The 16,833-nt window shown below is 73.7% G+C and carries 15 protein-coding genes and 1 pseudogene; 6 read left to right on the forward strand and 10 right to left on the reverse strand.

Annotation, left to right across the window (positions count from 1 at the left end):
• Window positions 1-137: 137 nt before the first annotated feature.
• Window positions 138-1,025 (reverse strand): alpha/beta hydrolase family protein, encoded by an 888-nt coding sequence (locus tag ACFHW0_RS06160; protein ID WP_416606012.1) that lies wholly within the window; start codon window positions 1,023-1,025, stop codon window positions 138-140.
• Between the two features lie 158 nt (window positions 1,026-1,183).
• Between ACFHW0_RS06160 and ACFHW0_RS06165 the strand changes: the two genes are divergently transcribed.
• Window positions 1,184-1,354, forward strand: a complete 171-nt coding sequence (locus ACFHW0_RS06165) for a hypothetical protein (RefSeq protein ID WP_416606014.1) — start codon at window positions 1,184-1,186, stop codon at window positions 1,352-1,354.
• A 50-nt stretch (window positions 1,355-1,404) separates the two neighbouring features.
• Window positions 1,405-2,031: a DUF3592 domain-containing protein gene (locus ACFHW0_RS06170; RefSeq protein ID WP_416606015.1), complete on the forward strand. Its 627-nt coding sequence runs from the start codon at window positions 1,405-1,407 to the stop codon at window positions 2,029-2,031.
• A 134-nt stretch (window positions 2,032-2,165) separates the two neighbouring features.
• Here the strand turns inward: ACFHW0_RS06170 and ACFHW0_RS06175 are convergent, their stop codons facing one another.
• From ACFHW0_RS06175 to ACFHW0_RS06215, 9 genes are all read right to left on the reverse strand, one after another.
• Window positions 2,166-3,317, reverse strand: coding sequence for an acetate/propionate family kinase (locus tag ACFHW0_RS06175; RefSeq protein ID WP_416606017.1), 1,152 nt, complete (start codon window positions 3,315-3,317; stop codon window positions 2,166-2,168).
• The gene (pta, locus tag ACFHW0_RS06180; RefSeq protein ID WP_416606019.1) at window positions 3,314-5,386 is read right to left on the reverse strand and encodes a phosphate acetyltransferase; all 2,073 of its coding nucleotides are present in this window, start codon (window positions 5,384-5,386) and stop codon (window positions 3,314-3,316) included. Before pta ends, ACFHW0_RS06175 begins: the two co-directional genes overlap by 4 nt.
• Window positions 5,387-5,517: 131 nt before the next feature.
• Entirely contained in the window at window positions 5,518-6,246 is a 729-nt protein-coding gene (locus ACFHW0_RS06185; protein WP_416606020.1) for a hypothetical protein, read from the reverse strand.
• A 260-nt stretch (window positions 6,247-6,506) separates the two neighbouring features.
• Window positions 6,507-6,686 (reverse strand): DUF6104 family protein, encoded by a 180-nt coding sequence (locus ACFHW0_RS06190; protein ID WP_416606022.1) that lies wholly within the window; start codon window positions 6,684-6,686, stop codon window positions 6,507-6,509.
• Between the two features lie 127 nt (window positions 6,687-6,813).
• Complete coding sequence (locus ACFHW0_RS06195) at window positions 6,814-10,581, reverse strand: multifunctional oxoglutarate decarboxylase/oxoglutarate dehydrogenase thiamine pyrophosphate-binding subunit/dihydrolipoyllysine-residue succinyltransferase subunit (RefSeq protein ID WP_416606024.1); 3,768 nt, start codon at window positions 10,579-10,581, stop codon at window positions 6,814-6,816.
• A 274-nt stretch (window positions 10,582-10,855) separates the two neighbouring features.
• Window positions 10,856-11,668: an ABC transporter permease gene (locus ACFHW0_RS06200; RefSeq protein WP_416606026.1), complete on the reverse strand. Its 813-nt coding sequence runs from the start codon at window positions 11,666-11,668 to the stop codon at window positions 10,856-10,858.
• Window positions 11,665-12,600 carry an ABC transporter ATP-binding protein gene (locus ACFHW0_RS06205; RefSeq protein ID WP_416606028.1) on the reverse strand — a complete coding sequence of 312 codons (936 nt, stop codon included), beginning with the start codon at window positions 12,598-12,600 and terminating at the stop codon, window positions 11,665-11,667. Before ACFHW0_RS06205 ends, ACFHW0_RS06200 begins: the two co-directional genes overlap by 4 nt.
• Before the next feature lie 131 nt (window positions 12,601-12,731).
• Complete coding sequence (locus ACFHW0_RS06210) at window positions 12,732-13,391, reverse strand: hypothetical protein (protein ID WP_416606030.1); 660 nt, start codon at window positions 13,389-13,391, stop codon at window positions 12,732-12,734.
• A 93-nt stretch (window positions 13,392-13,484) separates the two neighbouring features.
• A complete protein-coding gene (locus ACFHW0_RS06215) occupies window positions 13,485-13,859 on the reverse strand; it encodes a hypothetical protein (protein WP_416606031.1) in 375 nt (124 codons plus the stop codon).
• Between the two features lie 168 nt (window positions 13,860-14,027).
• On the opposite strand from ACFHW0_RS06215, the gene ACFHW0_RS06220 reads away from it, so the two are divergent.
• The 4 genes and pseudogenes from ACFHW0_RS06220 to ACFHW0_RS06235 all read left to right on the forward strand — a co-directional run bounded on the left by ACFHW0_RS06220 (window position 14,028) and on the right by ACFHW0_RS06235 (window position 16,832).
• Window positions 14,028-14,627 carry a TetR family transcriptional regulator gene (locus ACFHW0_RS06220; protein ID WP_416606032.1) on the forward strand — a complete coding sequence of 200 codons (600 nt, stop codon included), beginning with the start codon at window positions 14,028-14,030 and terminating at the stop codon, window positions 14,625-14,627.
• Complete coding sequence (locus tag ACFHW0_RS06225; RefSeq protein WP_416606033.1) at window positions 14,624-15,112, forward strand: hypothetical protein; 489 nt, start codon at window positions 14,624-14,626, stop codon at window positions 15,110-15,112. The genes ACFHW0_RS06220 and ACFHW0_RS06225 overlap by 4 nt, the downstream gene beginning before the upstream one ends.
• A 105-nt stretch (window positions 15,113-15,217) precedes the next feature.
• A complete protein-coding gene (locus ACFHW0_RS06230) occupies window positions 15,218-15,997 on the forward strand; it encodes a GNAT family N-acetyltransferase (RefSeq protein WP_416606035.1) in 780 nt (259 codons plus the stop codon).
• Window positions 15,994-16,832 (forward strand): annotated as a pseudogene (locus tag ACFHW0_RS06235) (lysophospholipid acyltransferase family protein). Before ACFHW0_RS06230 ends, ACFHW0_RS06235 begins: the two are co-directional and overlap by 4 nt.
• Window position 16,833 lies beyond the last annotated feature (1 nt).

The raw sequence follows: 16,833 nt of genomic DNA on the forward strand, positions 1-16,833 counted from the left end.
ACGCCCAGCCCGCCGACCGCGACGCCCGACTCCGCGACGCCCGACTCCGCGCCGGCTGCTCCCGGCCCGCGGCGGTCGCGCGCGGTTCCGGGTCCGGTGCGGGGGCGGTCGCGCGGCTCCGGGCCGGCGCGGGCGGGTCAGCGGGCGGGGTGGGTCTCGAACGCCGTCACGCCGGGGCGGCGGGCGTCGCCGGGTAGGCGGCGGCCGGCGGCCGGGTCGCCGTAGAGCGTCCAACGGAGGAAGTCCGTGGTCGTGGCCAGGACCTGGTCGAAGCCGGGTCGTCCCGGGGTGAGGTACTCGCCGTGGCCCTGCCCGAGCAGGCTCAGGAAGGCGGTCGGGCCGGCCGTGCGGTGGTACGCGGCGCGGCCGACCGTCACCGGCACGATCTTGTCCGCCGTGCCGTGTACGAAGAGCAGCGGGGCCGCCGGCCCGGCGAAGCTGCCGGCCGTTCCGCCACCGGCGATCACGATGCCGGCGCGCAGCCGCCCCGAGCGCCCGGAGGCGAACATGCCGGCCGTGGTGAAGCCGCCCGCCGAGTGGCCGGCGGCGGCGACCCGGGTGACGTCGAGGTGCCCGGCGAGCGGGTCCCCGGCCCGGGTGTCGAGCCGCACCAGGTGCCGGATCAGCCGCCAGCCGTCGGCGGGCTGGTGGCGTACGTCGGCACGGCTGAACCGGGCGGCGCCGCGCCGGGTGTGCGGGTAGGCCGGGGCGGCCACCACGAACCCGGCGGCGGCCCAGCGCGCGGTCAGGCCGGCGTGCAGCTCGGGCAGGCTGTGCAGTCCGTGGCTGTAGACCACCACGGGGAAGCGCCCGGCGGCCACCGCGTCGCCCTCCGTCGGGTACCAGACGGTCACCGGCAGGGGGCGCGCCGAGGTCGGGTCGACGGTGAACGTGCGTACGCCGACGGCGTAGGCGGCCACGGGCACCGGGCGGGCCGGCGGTGTGCCGGGCGCGGCGGCTCCCGCCGGGGCGCAACCGGCCAGCAACGTCGTCATCAGCACGGCGACCAGCCGCTTTGTCCCCACGGATTCACGGTAGGTGCCCGGCGGCCCGCAGTGGTCCCGCCGTCCGGACCGGACGCCCTCACCACCCGGGCGGATCGTCTCCACCGGCCGGCTGGACCTGACCCCGGGACGCGCGCCGGGGACGGCGGCGCGCAACCGGCTTGGCTAGGGTCACCGCCATGCCTGAGAACCGCACAGACCCGAGCGGCAACACCGAGGCGTTCCGCGCCTACGCCCACACCGCCGAACCCGAGGCCCCGGCCGGCGCGTCCCGGACGCCGCTGCTCGTCGGCGCGGCGGTCGTCGCGGTCGTGCTGGTCGCCCTCCTCGCCTGGCTCGCGCTGGGCTGAGCGGCGTGGCGCCGCCTGGAGGCCCGGAGCCGGGCGCGGGAGAGCCGCCGATGGGCAGCCCTGAGCCGGCGGCGGGCCCGGGGCGCGTTCCGGGGCGGTGGCGGAGGCTCCGCTCCGGTCTTCGCGGCGTCCACCGGGGCAGTGCCGCCCTCGGCCTGGTGCTGCTGCTCGCGGGCCTGACGTACGCCGTGGCCATCGGGGCGTACAAGTGGCACCTGCACGCCAAGGCGGAGCGGCTGCGGACGGACGGCGTCCCGGTGCGGGCCACGGTGAGCGACCGCCGCGACACCGTCGGACGCGGCGGCGGCACCGACACCGTCCAGGTCTGGTACGAGTACGGCGGTGTCCAGCACAACGAGCGCATCCTCTGCGGCTCGGCCGGCGGCTGTACCGAGGAGCCCCCGGAGGAGATGATGCTCTGGGTCGATCCGGAGCGGCCGGCGGAGTTCGTGGCCGCCAACGGCAGCACCGACGACTCGGTCTTCTTCCTCAACTCCTGGGGCGGCATCCCGTTCGGGCTGCTGGGTGCGGCGTTGGGCGGGGGTTTCCTCTTCGCGGCCCTCGTTGCGACGGGGATGCTCGACCGGCCCGCCCCCGCACCACCCCGGCGGGGCCGGGGGCGCGGCCGCGTACGGCGCACCCGGGCCGCCAGGCGACGTGGAAAGGCCCGCCGCTGAGGTCCACGGTGGTGGCGCGCGGACCTCGGCCACCGGTCGCCGATGCGGGTGGTGACCTGCGGGCCGAGCGACGCGACAAGCTCCGTGGGTGCCGGTCCGGTCGCGTCAGCCGGCGTGGGTGCCGGCCTGGGCGGTCAGCCGGCGGTCTCGATGACGGCGCGGGTCTGGAGGGCGATCTCGCGTTCCTCGTCGGTGCCGACGACGCAGACGGTCACCTCGGCGCCCTCCGGCGAGACGACCCGGTCGCCGGAGCCGGCGTTGCGCTCGGGGTCCACCGCGATGCCGAGCCGCTCCAGGCCGGCCAGGGCGGCGGCGCGCACCGGCGCGGCGTGCTCGCCGACGCCGGCGGTGAAGGTGACGGCGTCCACCCGGCCGAGCAGCGCGTAGTACGCCCCCACGTAGCCCGTGATCCGCCGGCAGTAGACGTCGAAGGCGAGCGCCGCCGCCGGGTCGCCGTCCGCCCGGCGGGCGAGCACCTCGCGCATGTCGTTGGCGCCGGTCAGCCCGAGCAGGCCGCTGCGGTGGTTGAGCAGGTCGTCGATCTCGTCGACGGAGAGCCCGCCCTCGCGGCGCAGGTGGAAGATCACGGTCGGGTCCAGGTCGCCGCTGCGGGTGCCCATCACCAGGCCCTCCAGCGGGGACATCCCCATCGAGGTGGCCACGCTCCGGCCGCCGGCCACCGCGCAGGCGCTCGCGCCGTTGCCGAGGTGCAGGGTGATCGTGTTCACCTCGGCGTACGGGCGGCCGAGCAGCTCGGCGGTGCGCCGCGACACGTACGCGTGCGAGGTGCCGTGGAACCCGTAGCGCCGGATGCCGTACCGCTCGGCGGTGTCCCGCTCGATCGCGTAGGTCGCGGCGGCCTCGGGCAGGGTGTGGTGGAACGCGGTGTCGAAGACGGCGACCTGCGGCACCTCCGGCAGCGCCGCCCGGGCGACCTCGATGCCGGTCACGTTGCCGGGGTTGTGCAGCGGCGCGAGCGGGACCAGGTCGCGGATCGCGGCGAGCACCGCGTCGTCGATCAGCACCGGCTCGCCGAACCGCTTCCCGCCGTGCACCACCCGGTGCCCGACGGCGGCCAACCCGGTCAGGTCCAGCCCGTCGAGGATGCCCCGGACGGCCGTCTCGTGGTCGGCCGGGCCGCCGCCGGCCTCGCCGACCCGCTCCACGGTGCCCTTGTCGACCACCCGGTCGCCGTCGAAGAGCCGGAACTTCACCGACGACGACCCGCAGTTGAGGACGAGGACGCGATCCGTCGGGCGCTGCTGCGGGGCGGCGGGACCGTTCATGACGACTCCTCGGTGGCGGCGGCCTGGATGGCGGTGATCGCCACGGTGTTCACGATGTCCGGCACGGTGGCGCCCCGGGACAGGTCGTTGACCGGCCGGCGCAGGCCCTGCATCACCGGCCCGACGGCCACCGCCCCGGCGGAACGCTGCACCGCCTTGTACGTGTTGTTGCCCGTGTTCAGGTCCGGGAAGATGAAGACCGTGGCCCGGCCGGCGACCTCGCTGCCGGGCAGCTTCGTCGCCGCGACGGCCGGGTCGATGGCCGCGTCGTACTGGATGGGCCCCTCGACGAGCAGGTCGGGCCGGCGCTCGCGGACCAGCTTGGTGGCCGCCGCGACCTTCTCCACGTCGGCGCCCGCCCCGGAGCTGCCGGTGGAGTAGGAGAGCATCGCGACCCGTGGCTCGATGCCGAACCGGGCGGCGGTGTCGGCCGAGGAGATGGCGATGTCGGCGAGCTGGGCGGCGTCCGGGTCGGGGTTCACCGCGCAGTCGCCGTAGACCAGCACCCGGTCGGCGAGCAGCATGAAGAAGACGCTGGAGGCGACCGAGACGCCCGGCACGTTCCGGATGATCTCGAACGCGGGCCGGATCGTGGCGGCGGTGGTGTGGGTCGCGCCGGAGACCATCCCGTCGGCGTGTCCCGTCTGCACCATCAGCGTGCCGAAGTAGTTCGGCTGGGCGACGATGTCGTGGGCCAGGTCGAGGGTCACGCCGCGGTGGGCGCGCAACTTGGCGTACGTGGCGGCGAACTCGTCGCGCCACTCGCTGGCGACGGGGTCGACCACCCGCGCCCCGGCGATGTCGATGCCCAGTTCGCGGGTGCGTCGCGCGATGTCGTCCGGGCGGCCGAGCAGGGTGATGTCGGCGACGCCCCGGCGCAGCAGGATCTCCGTCGCGCGCAGGATCCGTTCCTCCGCCCCCTCGGGCAGCACGAGGTGCCGACGACGGGCGCGGGCGCGGTCGATCAGGTCGTACTCGAACATCAGCGGGGTGACCCGCGCGGAGCGGCTGACCCGCAGCCGGCGGGCCAGGTCGTCGGTGTCCACGCAGCGCTCGAACGCGCCGAGCGCGGCCTCCACCTTGCGCGGGTTGGCCGCGCTGGGCCGCCCCTCGATCCGGCTGGACGCGGCGACGGTGTCGTAGCTGTCGCTGGGCACGGAGAGCACCGCGAGCCCGGTGTTGAGCCCCTCGACCAGCCGCATCGCCCGTGGGTCGGGCTGCTCGCCGAGGGTCAGCACGAGCCCCGAGACGCAGACCTGCCCGGCCACGTGCGCGGCGCTCGCCGCCACCAGCAGGTCGGCCCGGTCGCCGGGGGTGATCACCAGAGCGCCCTCGGTCAGGTGGTCCAGCAGCGTCGGCACGTGCGCCGCGCCGACCACGTAGTCGAGCACGTCGCGGCTGAGCGCGTCGTCGTCCCCGGCGAGCAGGGTGGCGCCGAGCGCCGCCGCCACCTCGGCCACCGTCGGCGCCGACACGGTCGGCACCTCCGGGATGGCGTACGTGGGCACGGGCAGCTCGGGCAGCGTCATCGGGCCGGGTGCCCGGTTGGCGATCACCGCCAGCACCGTCGCCCCGAGGTCCGCCAGATCGTGGTACGCCCCGCGCGCGGCGGCCGCGATCGCCGCCGGCTCCTGCCCGAAGCCGTCCACGACGGGCACCACCACGCTGCCGAACTCGGTGGCCAGCCGGGCGTTGAAGGCCAGCTCGCGGGGGCCGGCCCCGTCGCCGCCGTCGGCGAAGTCGCTGCCCACCACGACCACGGCGGGGCAGCGCCGTTCGACTTCCCGGTACCGCTCGACGATGCCGGCGACGAGCTGTTCCCGCCGCCCGTCGGCGACCAGCGCGGTCGCCTCGGCGTAGCTGGTGCCGCTCAGGTCGGCCAGCGGAAGCTCGATCCGGTAGCGGTCACTGAGCAGGGCGAGGATCGGGTCGGGACCGTCCCCGCGCACCAGCGGCCGGAACGCGCCGATCCGCTCGACCTGCCGGGACAACAGCTCGGCCAGGCCGAGGGCGATGGTCGACTTTCCGCCGCCGGAACCCACGCTGGTCAGGTACACACTCCGCGCCACCCACCCACCCTAGAAGATCTTCGGACTCCCGGCTCGGGTCCTTCGCCCCTCTTTCGTTGATCATGACGTTGCCGTCACGACACGCCAGGACCGGCTGTCGGCAACGCCATGATCAACGGCGCCGGGTGGGGTCAGTGGGCGGGGTCGGTGGGTGGGTATTGGCGGCGCACCCAGGAGGGCATGTCGGCGAGGCGCTTCTGGCCGAAGCCGCCGCAGATCTGGCAGATCTTCGAGCCGAAACAGACGAAGCACCGCCGCTCCTCGCCGCTGTCGTCGAGGAGGTATCCCCGGGCGAGGCACTCCGGGCACCAGCCGATCCCGTCGCAGTCACCGCAGAGCACGTGACCGGGCTTGCGGGTGGCTTCGGTGACGACCGGCTCGGGCGGTACGAACCGCTTCGGCGGCGCGGGAGGGGGAGGGGGGCGGATGGCAGTGCCGGCGGGATCCGCGTAGAGCAGGACGGGCGGGGTGCTGCCGCCGAGGTCGGCCCGGGACAAGCCGGGGTACGCCATGAGCCAGAGGAAGAAGCCGTCGCGGATGGCCGACGCGGTGGCGACCGCCGTCGAGGAGGCGTCGAGATCGGTGTGCCAGCCCTGCGCCGCGAGCCGGTGCGCGATGTGCTGGACGACCTCGACCGAGCCGAAGTCGGTGGTGAGACGGAGCGTCGCCCGGCGGGCGTACCAGAGTGGTTCGTGCCAGAGGTCCTCCTCCGGCTCCCGGGACATCGGGACGGGGAGCGTCTGCCCGGGGGCGAGGTGGGCGGCGACCCCGAGGATTTCCTCGCGCAGGACGCGACCGTGTCGTTCCAGCGTCCTTCGCGCGCCGGGAACCTCGGCGACATCCGCCCAGGCGTCGGTCACGGCGCCTCCGCCGGTCGCTCCGGCGCCTCCGCCCGCTCCGGGGCCCTCTGCCGGTCGTCCCGCGGCCCTCGCCCGCTGCGGGGCCTCTGCCGGTCGCCCCGGGACCCCGCTCGCTCCGGGGCCCGCGCGCGGGCGGGACGGCGATGGGCGCCGTCGGCCGGCGCGACCGTGGCGCCGCCGGTCGTCTCCATGCCGTACCCCGACCGTCGAGCGGACAGACCGACGTCACTGTAACGCCGCGCTCGTCGACTCGGGTAGAGCTACTCGTCGTCGGGGTCGTCGAGGCGGGCCAGCCAGGTGGCGAAACGCTCGATCGGCGTCTCGAACTCGGGGTTGAGGTCGACGAAGTCGCGCAGGCGCTCGCCGAGCCACTCCATGGTGACCTGCTCGTCGCCCCGGCGCTCGACCAGTTCCTCGATGCCTCGATCAGTGAAGTACATGCTCTCCGTTGCCTCCTCGTGGTCGGGGTGCGGACAGGTGCCGTCGCGTGCGGGGCGGGCGGGACGGCGAGCGGGGCAGAGCCGTCGTGTCGACGGCTCTGCCCCGTGCGCTGGGTGGTGCGTCAGGTCACGGGCGGGGCAGGGCCGCCTCGATCAGCGCGGTCTGCTCGACCTCGTGCATCTTCGCCGAGCCGACGGCCGGGGCGGCCGCGGCCGGGCGGGAGATCCGGCGCAGCCGGACGTCCGTCAGGTGCTCCAGCAGGTTGAGCGCGACGAACGACCAGGCACCCTGGTTGGCCGGCTCCTCCTGCACCCAGGCGAAGTCCTCGGCGTTCGGGTACGCCGCGAGGGCGGCCCGGATCTCCTCGACCGGCATCGGGTAGAGCTGCTCGATCCGGATGATCGCGGTGTCGGTGACGCCGCGATCGGCGCGGGCCTGGAACAGGTCGTAGTAGACCTTGCCCGAGCAGAGCAGCACCCGCTTCACCTGCTCCGGCGCCAGAGCGCCCGAGTCGGGCAGCACCGGCTGGAAGGTGCCGGAGGTGAAGTCCTCGACCGAGGAGACACAGAGCTTGTGCCGCAGCAGCGACTTCGGCGTGAACACCACCAGCGGCTTGCGCTTCGGCGAGAGCGCCTGGCGGCGCAGCAGGTGGAAGTAGTTGGCCGGGGTGGTCGGGATGGACACCCGCATGTTGTCCTCGGCGCACATCTGGAGGAACCGCTCCGGGCGGCCGGAGGTGTGGTCCGGGCCCTGGCCCTCGTGGCCGTGCGGCAGCAACAGCGTGACCGCGGAGCGCTGGCCCCACTTCACCTCGCCGGAGGAGATGAACTCGTCGATCACCGACTGGGCGCCGTTGACGAAGTCGCCGAACTGCGCCTCCCAGCAGACCAGCGCGTCGATGTTCTCCACCGAGTAGCCGTACTCGAAGCCCATCGCCGCGTACTCGCTGAGCAGGGAGTCGTGCACGAAGAACCGGGACCGCTCGCCGTCGCCGGTGAGCGACTGCAACGGCAGGTAGTCGTTGCCGGTCCGGGAGTCGACCACGGAGGCGTGCCGCTGCACGAAGGTGCCCCGGCGGGAGTCCTGGCCGGCGAGCCGGACGGTGACCCCGTCGTGCAGCAGCGCGCCGAACGCGATGATCTCGCCGAAGCCCCAGTCGATGTTGCCCTCGACGGACATCTTGGCCCGCCGGTCGAGCAGCTGCTGGATCCGCTTGTGCGGGGTGAAGCCCTCCGGCAGGTTGACGTGCGCCTCGCCGACGGCCCTGACGACGGCGGCGTCGGTGGCGGTCTCCACCTGCGGCTCCGGCTCGTCCTCCCGCTTGGGGCGGCTGAGCTGCCGCGGCGTGGTGGCCGCGTCGCGGGTGGCCTTGAAGACCCGCTCCAGCTGCGACTGGTAGTCGCGCAGCAGCTCCTCCGCGTCCTCCACGGTGATGTCGCCGCGCCCGATCAGTTCCTCGGTGTAGAGCTTCCGTACGGACCGCTTCGAGTCGATGATCTTGTACATCTGCGGGTTGGACATCGACGGGTCGTCGCCCTCGTTGTGTCCGCGCCGGCGGTAGCAGACCATGTCGATGACGACGTCCTTGTTGAACGCCTGCCGGTACTCGAAGGCCAGCCGGGCGACCCGGACCACGGCCTCGGGGTCGTCGCCGTTGACGTGGAAGATCGGCGCCTGGATCATCCGGGCGACGTCCGTGCTGTAGAGGCTGGAGCGGCTGTACTCCGGGGCGGTGGTGAAGCCGACCTGGTTGTTGACCACCACGTGGACGGTGCCGCCGGTGCGGTAGCCGCGCAGCTGGGAGAGGTTGAGGGTCTCGGCGACCACGCCCTGACCGGCGAAGGCGGCGTCACCGTGCACCGCCAGCGGCAGCACGGTGTAGCCCTCCAGCTTGAGGTCTATCCGGTCCTGCTTGGCCCGGACGATGCCCTCCAGCACCGGGTCGACGGCCTCCAGGTGCGACGGGTTCGCCACCACCGAGACCTTGACCGCGTGGTCGCCGTCGGGGGTGGTGAACTTGCCGTTCTGGCCCAGGTGGTACTTCACGTCGCCGGAGCCCTGGGTGGAGCGCGGGTCCAGGTGCCCCTCGAACTCCGAGAAGATCTTCTCGTACGGCTTGCCGACGATGTTGGCCAGCACGTTGAGCCGGCCACGGTGGGCCATGCCGATGACGACCTCGTCCAGCCCGCCCTCGGCGGAGGCCTCCAGCACCTCGCCGAGCAGCGGGATCAGCGACTCGCCGCCCTCCAGCGAGAAGCGCTTCTGCCCGACGTACTTGGTCTGGAGGAAGGTCTCGAACGCCTCGGCGGCGTTGAGCCGGTTGAGCACGTGCTTCTGCTCGTCGGCCGGCGGCTTCTCGTACTTGCGCTCGATCCGTTCCTGGATCCAGCGCCGCTCCTCCGGGTCCTGGATGTGCATGTACTCGATGCCGACGCGCCGGCAGTACGAGTCGCGCAGCACGCCGAGGATGTCGCGCAGCTTCATCCGCTGCTTGCCGGCGAAGCCGTTGACCGGGAACTCGCGGTCGAGGTCCCAGAGGGTCAGCCCGTGCTGGAGCACGTCCAGGTCGGGGTGCTTGCGGATCTTGAACTCGAGCGGATCGGTGTCGGCCATCAGGTGACCGCGCACGCGGTACGCGTGGATCAGCTCGTGCACCCGGGCGGTCTTGTTGATCTGACCCTCGTTGTTGACCGCGACGTCGCGCATCCAGCGCACCGGCTCGTAAGGGATGCGCAGCGAGGTGAAGATCTGGTCGTAGAAGCCGTGCTCGCCGAGCAGCAGCTCGTGCATGACCTTCAGGAACTCGCCGGACTGGGCGCCCTGGATGATCCGGTGGTCGTACGTGCTGGTGAGGGTGATGACCTTGCTGACGGCCAGCTCGGCCAGGGTGGCCTCGGACATGCCCTGGTAGGGAGCCGGGTACTCCATCGCGCCGACGCCGATGATCGCGCTCTGCCCCTGCATGAGCCGCGGCATCGAGTGCACGGTGCCGATGCCGCCCGGGTTGGTCAGCGAGATCGTGGTGCCGGAGTAGTCGTCCATGGTCAGCTCGTTGCGGCGGGCGCGCCGGACCACGTCCTCGTACGCCTGCCAGAACTGCCGGAAGTCCATCTGCTCGCAGGCCTTGATGGAGGGGACCACCAGGTTGCGGCTGCCGTCCGGCTTGGTCAGGTCGATCGCGATGCCCAGGTTGACGTGCTCCGGCCGGACCATGACCGGCTTGCCGTCGACCTCGGCGAAGGAGTTGTTCATCTCCGGGTGGGCGACCAGGGCGCGGACCATCGCGTACCCGATGAGGTGGGTGAAGCTGACCTTGCCACCGCGCCCACGGGTGAGGTGGTTGTTGATCACGATGCGGTTGTCGACCAGCAGCTTGGCCGGGACGGCGCGCACGCTGGTGGCGGTCGGCACGGCCAGCGAGGCGTCCATGTTCTGGACGATCTTCGCGGCCACGCCGCGCAGCGGGGTGGTCTGCGGGCCGGTGGCGGTCGGCTTGGTCGCCGCGGGCTTGGCGGGAGCCGCCTTCTCGGGAGCCGCCTTCTCGGGCGCCGGCTTGGCCGGGGCGGCCTTGGCGGCGGGCTTCTCGGGCTTGGGCTCCGGCTTCTTCTCGGCCGGCTTCTTCTCGGCGGGCTTCTTCTCCGCCGGCTGCGCGACCGCGGCGGCCGCCTCCTGCTGGCCGGCGGGTTCCGGCTTGGCGGCCGGCTTCGGGGCCTGCTCAGCTCCGCGCGGCTTCCCGGCGCCCGGCGCCGGGCGGTAGTCCGCGAAGAAGTCGTGCCAGGCCGAATCGACGCTGGTGGGGTCGGCGAGGTAGCGCTGGTACATCTCCTCGACGATCCACTCGTTCGGACCGAAACCCGCCAGTGGGTTCTCCTGCGAAGTCTGCTGGGTCGACACGGCCGGTAATCGCCTCTTTCACGCGGGTTTGTGTGTCACGCGGTGTCCGGACGAACCCTGCCTGCGGGCGCGCACGAGACGGCTCCCAGGCTACGCCGTACGGATGCCACAGGCATTTCCGCCTCCGACCCGTGGCCGGTTTCACAGAAGATGCCAGAAGTTCACCAAGCGCTGCGCGCGCGGTCGGCTGCTGGTAAGGCCGGATGTGGTGGTGAGCCCCACGTCGCACGGCGGCGGGGGTGGTGCCGGGCACCACCCCCGCCGTCTGGACGCGTCAGGAGATGTCGCGCCGCCGGGTGATGAGGACGCCGGCGACCCCGCTCACCACCGCGTAGCCGATCAGCACGAGCGCGCCGACCCACCACGCGGGGGTGAAGTCGGTCTGGCCCTCGCTGACCATGACGGTCGAGGCGACGGCCGGCCAGATCACCTGCCACTTGACCACGGCCTCGCTGTCCAGCAGGTTCGACAGCAGCACGAAGAGCAGCCCGACGACCTGCGTGCCGACCAGGTAGAGCACCGCCGCGGTGATCACCGCGCCGAGCTGGTTCGTGATCAGCGTGCCGATGCCGATGCCGAGGACCGTCCAGATCGCGTACGCCAGCAGGTTGAGCAGCAGCGCCCGCTGCACGGCCCACTCGCCGAGCAGGGTCCCGTGGCCGTTGGCCGACAGGAACACCGCCCCGGCGGCCAGGTCGATCAGCGTGGTCACCAGCCAGAACGCGAAGCCCAGCAGGCTGGCCGCGACCAGCTTGCTGAGGATCACCGACGTGCGCCGGGGCGTGGCCAGGAACGTCGTGGTCGCCGTCTGGTGGAAGAACTCGTTGGTGACCATCAGGATGCCGATGAGCATCACGAACATCAGGCCCAGGTACTGCCCGGAGGTGTACAGGTTGGCGGCCTGCGCCGCCGCGGAGGCCTGGTCGCCGGTGACGCCCAGTTCCTCGGCGTTGCCGTTCAACGTCTCGTTGGCGACCCAGGCGTTGAAGGCGAAGGCCAGCGCGATCGACAGGAACGCGGCGATGGCCAGCCACCACCACGTGCTGGTGGTGCGGATCTTGAGAAGCTCGGACCGGACGAGGTTCATCGGATGCCCGCCTTTCCGGCCGTCAGCTCCAGGAAGACCCGTTCCAGGTCGGGCCGTTCCGTGGTCAGTTCGTGCAGTTCGACGCCCGCCGTCAGGGCGACCCGCCCCACGGTCGGGGCGTCCACCCCGCCCACCAGCAGGACGCCGTGCTCGTCGCGGTCGACGGTGGCCGGCCCCTCCTTGAGGGCGGCGGTCAGCGCGTCGGCCTGCGGGGTGCGGACCCGGACCCGGACGCCCTGCGCCATCGAGCCGATCACCTGCTCGACCGTGCCCTGCCGGACCAGCTGCCCGGCCGCGATGATCACCACGTCGTCGGCGAGCAGCTGCATCTCCGACAGCAGGTGGCTGGAGACCAGCACCGTGCGGCCCTCGTGCGCGAGGTTCTTGAGGAAGCCGCGCATCCACCGGATGCCCTCCGGGTCGAGCCCGTTGGCGGGCTCGTCGAGGATCAGCACGCGCGGGTCGCCGAGCATCCCGGCGGCGATGCCGAGCCGCTGCTTCATGCCGAGCGAGTAGCCCTTGAACTTGCGCTTCGCCGCCGGGGTGAGCCCGACCTGCGCCAGCGCCTCGTCGGCCCGGTGCTTCGGCAGGCCGGCCGCCGCGGCGATCACCCGCAGGTGGTTGATGCCGGTGCGGCCCTTGTGCGCGCTGGACGCCTCCAGCACGGCGCCGACGTGCCGCAGCGGGTCGGTCAGGTCGGCGTAGCGCCGCCCGCTGATGGTCGCCGTCCCGCTGGTCGGCGTGACCAGGTTCAGCAGCATCCGCAGCGTGGTCGTCTTGCCGGCGCCGTTGGGGCCGAGGAAGCCGGTCACCCGCCCCGGTTCGACGGTGAACGACAGGTCGTTGACGGCCCGGACGTTCTTGTACTGCTTCGTCAGGCCGGACACCACGATCTGACCGTCACCGGTGGGGCTTCTCTGCCCGTCAGTCATTGCTCTCCTTCGTGCGGTGGCGTCGGGGTACGCCGTGACACAGCGTGGCGGGCGGGCGCAACCAGGTCAATCAGGCGCACTTCCGAGATCCACCTCCGCCTCAGGCAGGAGGCCCTCATCCCCAGGAACGATTATCCGATGTCGTCGGCCACGGCGATCCAGGTTGCCCGGGCCCAGGCCAACAGGGCGCCGTCGGGTGCGTACAGGCTGGTGTGCACGAGCGCCTTGCGGCCCTCGCCGCCGACCATGACGCCGGTCACCACGCACTCGTCGCCCGGCTCCGGCAGCGCCGCGACCACCGCCGCGATCCGGCCCAGGACGTACGGCCGGCCGGGGGCGATCACGGCCCAGCCGCCGGGGCAGTCCAGCGCGGCCCAGGCGGTGGCGGTCGTGACCGACCCGGGCACCCGGAACGGCGCGGCGGTGCGGCCGTCCGGCAGCCGCCCCGGAAAGATCCGCAGCCCGTCGGCGCGGTCCGGGCCGCAGACGTAGCAGCCCGGGAAGGGGTGGTCGACCAGCCCGGGGTACGCCGCCGAGGCGGCCCGCGCGGCCGGCAGGTCCACCGGCGGCACCACCGCCCGGGGGTCCTCCGTGGGGCGGACCTGGGCGACGAGATTGCCCTGCGGGTCGCGGACCTCGCCGTCGGCGAGAGTGAGCGGGGTCTCCAACGGGGGCGGGCGACGCAGCGTCACCTCGACCGGCCCGGGGCCGGCGGCGCCGGCGAGGACCCCGGCGCTCCAGCCGCCGTTGCCCGAGCCGGGCGGCCCGTTGAAACGCGACTCGATGATCATGAGACACCTCCGACCGCGACGCCCGGCCCCGTCGCCGGTGCGCCCCCGGCAGCCTCGCACGTCGCGACCCGGCACCGGCACGGGCCGGGCGCCTCAGGGCTGTCGGCGGCGGGCCAGCGAGCGGAGGCCCCGGACCCGCCGGGTCCAGCGGTGCGACGGGGCCGATGCCAGCCCCAGGTGGTGAGCCGCCGTGTCCAGGCTGTCCTCGATGAGGGCGTCGTGCAGCGGGCGGTAGACCGTCGGCCAGCTCACCCACGCCGGCCACCGCGTGGTCATGACGAGGGAGTGACGCAGCAGGCAGCGTCGGTCGGTGACCCGTAGGACCTCGTACCCGTGATGGCCGCGGAAGCCGGCCGGCGCGGAGAACTCGAACCGGATCCGGGCCCCGGGCTCGTACGCGACGACGGTGTAGCGGATCGGCCCGTGCCCGCCACGGGCGCCGACGCCGAGCGGGCGGTCGAACCGCATTGCCGGCCACCGCCCGTGCGGCCACAACCGGTCATCCGCAGTCGCGAGGGAGTCGATCAATGCGCCCACGGCTGCGGGAGGCGCCGCGAGCTGCCGCTCGTGGATGTTGCGGACCATGACTCTCCTAGAGAGCATTCGCTACTTCAAGTAGAGGGTAGTCTCTACCTCATGCCGCAGCCGGTCAAGCACTCGGCCGACGTGATGCTCGACGCCGTCCGGGCCCTGGTGCTCTCGGGCGGGCCTGCCGCCGCCTCCGCCCGTGCCGTCTGCCTGGCCACCGGTGCCTCCAGCGGCTCGGTCTACCACCGCTTCCCGCGCCGCGACGACCTCGTCGCCGCCGCCTGGCTACGCGCGCAGGACCGCTTCCTCCGCGTCTACCTGGAGGCCCTCGGCCCGGCCGACGCGCAGGCCGGCGTCCGCGCCGCGGTTGCTGTCCTGACCTGGTGTCGTGCCCACCCCGAGGACGCCGCCCTCCTCCTGCGCCACGCTCTGCGCGACCTGCTGCGCGGCGACACCTCACCCGCGCTCGCCCAGCAGGCGCAGGCCCACCACCGCGCCCTCGGCGATGCCCTCACCGCGATGGCCCACGCCACCGGGCACCGCCCGGCCGATGTCGTGCTGGCCGTGGTCGACCTGCCGTACGCGGTCGCCCGCCGCGCCATGCGCGACGACGGCACTCCCGGCGAGGGCGACGTCGAGGCCGTACGACGAGCGGTCGCACTGCTGCTGCCCGGCCCCTCGGACTCCGTGCAGGCGTCGCCGCCGTGACCGGCCCGACCCGCGAGGCGGCCCGGCGTCGGCTCCGCTCCCTCGCCGGCTGGGAGCTGCTGAACGTCCCCCTACAGGCGTGGGTGTGGTTCCAGCTGGTGGGTCTGCCGCCGACGGCGGCGAACCTCGCCGGCTTCGGGGCGTTCGCGGCCCTGCTCGTGGTGGGCGCGGCCTACTGGGCGCTCAAGCTGCGACAACTGCGCCGCGGGGAGGCGCGCCTGCCCGGCCGGCGTCACTTCGTCACCGCGCGCGCCGCCCTGCCGTTCCTCCTGGTCGCCGTGATCGCCGCCTGCGCCGTGGCCGCCGTGCGGGCGCCCGGCGCGCGGTCGTACCCGGGGCTGGCCTTCGGCCTCTTCGCCGTACTGGAGTACGTCAACTACTTCCGCGTGCAGCTCATGCACGACAACCGGGCCGACCTGCGGCGCCTGGTCACGGTCGGGTTCCGGCGCTCGCATCTCGCCCGGGACCTGCGCGCCACCCGCTGAGACGAGCGCGCCCGCCGTCGTCGCCCCGACACCGGCACGGGCCGTTCACCTCATCGACACTCCTCACCCCGTCGGCCGGCAACCCGAGCCGCCTACACAGGTCCCATGGCCGTTCTGCACGCCGCTGGCGCACCCCTGACGACCAGCGGCTACACCCTGCTGATCGCCGACGACCCGCGCGAGGTCGCCGCCGCGCAACGTCTCCGTCACGAGGTGTTCGCCACCGAACTCGGCGCCACCCTGCGCCCGGGGGCCGCCGGGCTCGACGTCGACGACCTCGACGCGTACTGCGACCACCTGATCGTCCGGCAGGAGGGCACCGGCGAGGTGGTCGGCACGTACCGGCTGCTCCCGCCGGGCCGCACCGACCGGCGGTACGCCGCGACCGAGTTCGACCTCACCGGGCTCGACCCGCTCCGCGACGACCTGGTCGAGGCCGGCCGGTCCTGTGTGCACCCCGATCACCGATCCGGCGCCGTGATCAACCTCATGTGGGCCGGCATCGTCCGCTACCTGCACCTGCGCGGGTCGCGCTGGCTCGGCGGCTGCGCGTCGGTGCCGGTCGCCGACGGGGGCGGGACCGTCGCGCGGGTGTGGGACGAGGTCTCGGCCCGGCACCTGGCCCCGCCGCGGCTGCGCGTACGGCCGAGGCGCCCCTGGTTCGCCGAGCCGGACAGGATCGCCGGGCCGGCGGCGGCCGACGGCTCGACGGCGCGGACCACGGTCCCGCCGCTGCTGCGCGGCTACCTGCGCCTCGGGGCCTGGGTCTGCGGCGAGCCGGCGTACGACCCGGACTTCGGGGTGGCCGACTTCTACGTGCTCTTCTCCCTGGACCGGATGAACCCCCGTTACCTGCGGCACTTCCTCGGCGGGGCCGAGCGGTGAGCACCGCCGGACGCCTCTGGCTGCCCGCGTCGGGGTGCGGGCCGACCTGCCTCCCGCCGGCCGGCGAGGTGCCGGCCGTGTCGCCCGTACGGCGGGCGGGCCGGACCCTCGCCGTCCTCGGGACGCTGTCGGCGGGGGCGGCGCTGGCGGCGCTGCTGCCGGTGCTGCCGGCCGGGGACCGGGCGGCGGCCCTACGTGGTTGGGCCCGGTGGACGCTGCGCGCGTTCGGCGTGCGCCTCGTGGTGCGCGGCCGGCCGCCAACCACGTCTCCTGGCTGGACGTGCTCGCGCTGCTGGCCGTCGCGCCGGCTCGGATGGTGGCCAAGCGGGAGGTCCGGTCCTGGCCGTTGGTCGGGCTGCTCGCGGCGGCGGGCACGGTCCTGGTCGACCGGGCCCGCCCCCGCGCGCTGCCCGCGACGGTCGCCCGGGTCACCGCCGCGCTGCGCGCCGGCAACCCGGTGGCGGTCTTCCCGGAGGGTACGACCTGGTGCGGCACCGCCGAATCGGTCGCCTGCCGCCCCGGCCGGGGGTTCCGTCCGGCGCTGTTCCAGGCGGCGATCGACGCCGGGGCGCCGGTGGTGCCGCTGCGGATCGGCTACCGGTGGGCCGCGACCGGCGTGCCGACCACGGCCGCCGCATTCGTCGGGGACGACGACCTGCTGCGCTCGGTGGGCCGGGTGCTCGCCGCCCGGGACCTGGAGGTGCGGGTGAGCGTCTCCGCCGCCCTGCATCCCGCCCGGCACGCCGACCGGCGGCTGCTCGCCCGGGCGGCCGAGTCGGTCGTGCACGTCCCCGCTGCCGCCGTCGGGCGGGCGCCGGCCGGATATGCGGCGTGAG

Source organism: Micromonospora sp. LOL_025, assembly GCF_048060285.1.
In the GTDB taxonomy this organism is placed as follows: Bacteria; Actinomycetota; Actinomycetes; order Mycobacteriales; family Micromonosporaceae; genus Micromonospora.

Bases quoted from the DNA above. Each gene is read 5' to 3' on its own strand.
- ACFHW0_RS06165 (WP_416606014.1), top strand. From the start codon at position 1,184: ATGCCTGAGAACCGCACAGACCCGAGCGGCAACACCGAGGCGTTCCGC.
- ACFHW0_RS06170 (WP_416606015.1), top strand. From the start codon at position 1,405: ATGGGCAGCCCTGAGCCGGCGGCGGGCCCGGGGCGCGTTCCGGGGCGG.
- ACFHW0_RS06175 (WP_416606017.1), bottom strand. From the start codon at position 3,317: ATGAACGGTCCCGCCGCCCCGCAGCAGCGCCCGACGGATCGCGTCCTC.
- ACFHW0_RS06190 (WP_416606022.1), bottom strand. From the start codon at position 6,686: ATGTACTTCACTGATCGAGGCATCGAGGAACTGGTCGAGCGCCGGGGC.
- ACFHW0_RS06200 (WP_416606026.1), bottom strand. From the start codon at position 11,668: ATGAACCTCGTCCGGTCCGAGCTTCTCAAGATCCGCACCACCAGCACG.
- ACFHW0_RS06205 (WP_416606028.1), bottom strand. From the start codon at position 12,600: ATGACTGACGGGCAGAGAAGCCCCACCGGTGACGGTCAGATCGTGGTG.
- ACFHW0_RS06210 (WP_416606030.1), bottom strand. From the start codon at position 13,391: ATGATCATCGAGTCGCGTTTCAACGGGCCGCCCGGCTCGGGCAACGGC.
- ACFHW0_RS06215 (WP_416606031.1), bottom strand. From the start codon at position 13,859: ATGCGGTTCGACCGCCCGCTCGGCGTCGGCGCCCGTGGCGGGCACGGG.
- ACFHW0_RS06220 (WP_416606032.1), top strand. From the start codon at position 14,028: ATGCCGCAGCCGGTCAAGCACTCGGCCGACGTGATGCTCGACGCCGTC.
- ACFHW0_RS06230 (WP_416606035.1), top strand. From the start codon at position 15,218: ATGGCCGTTCTGCACGCCGCTGGCGCACCCCTGACGACCAGCGGCTAC.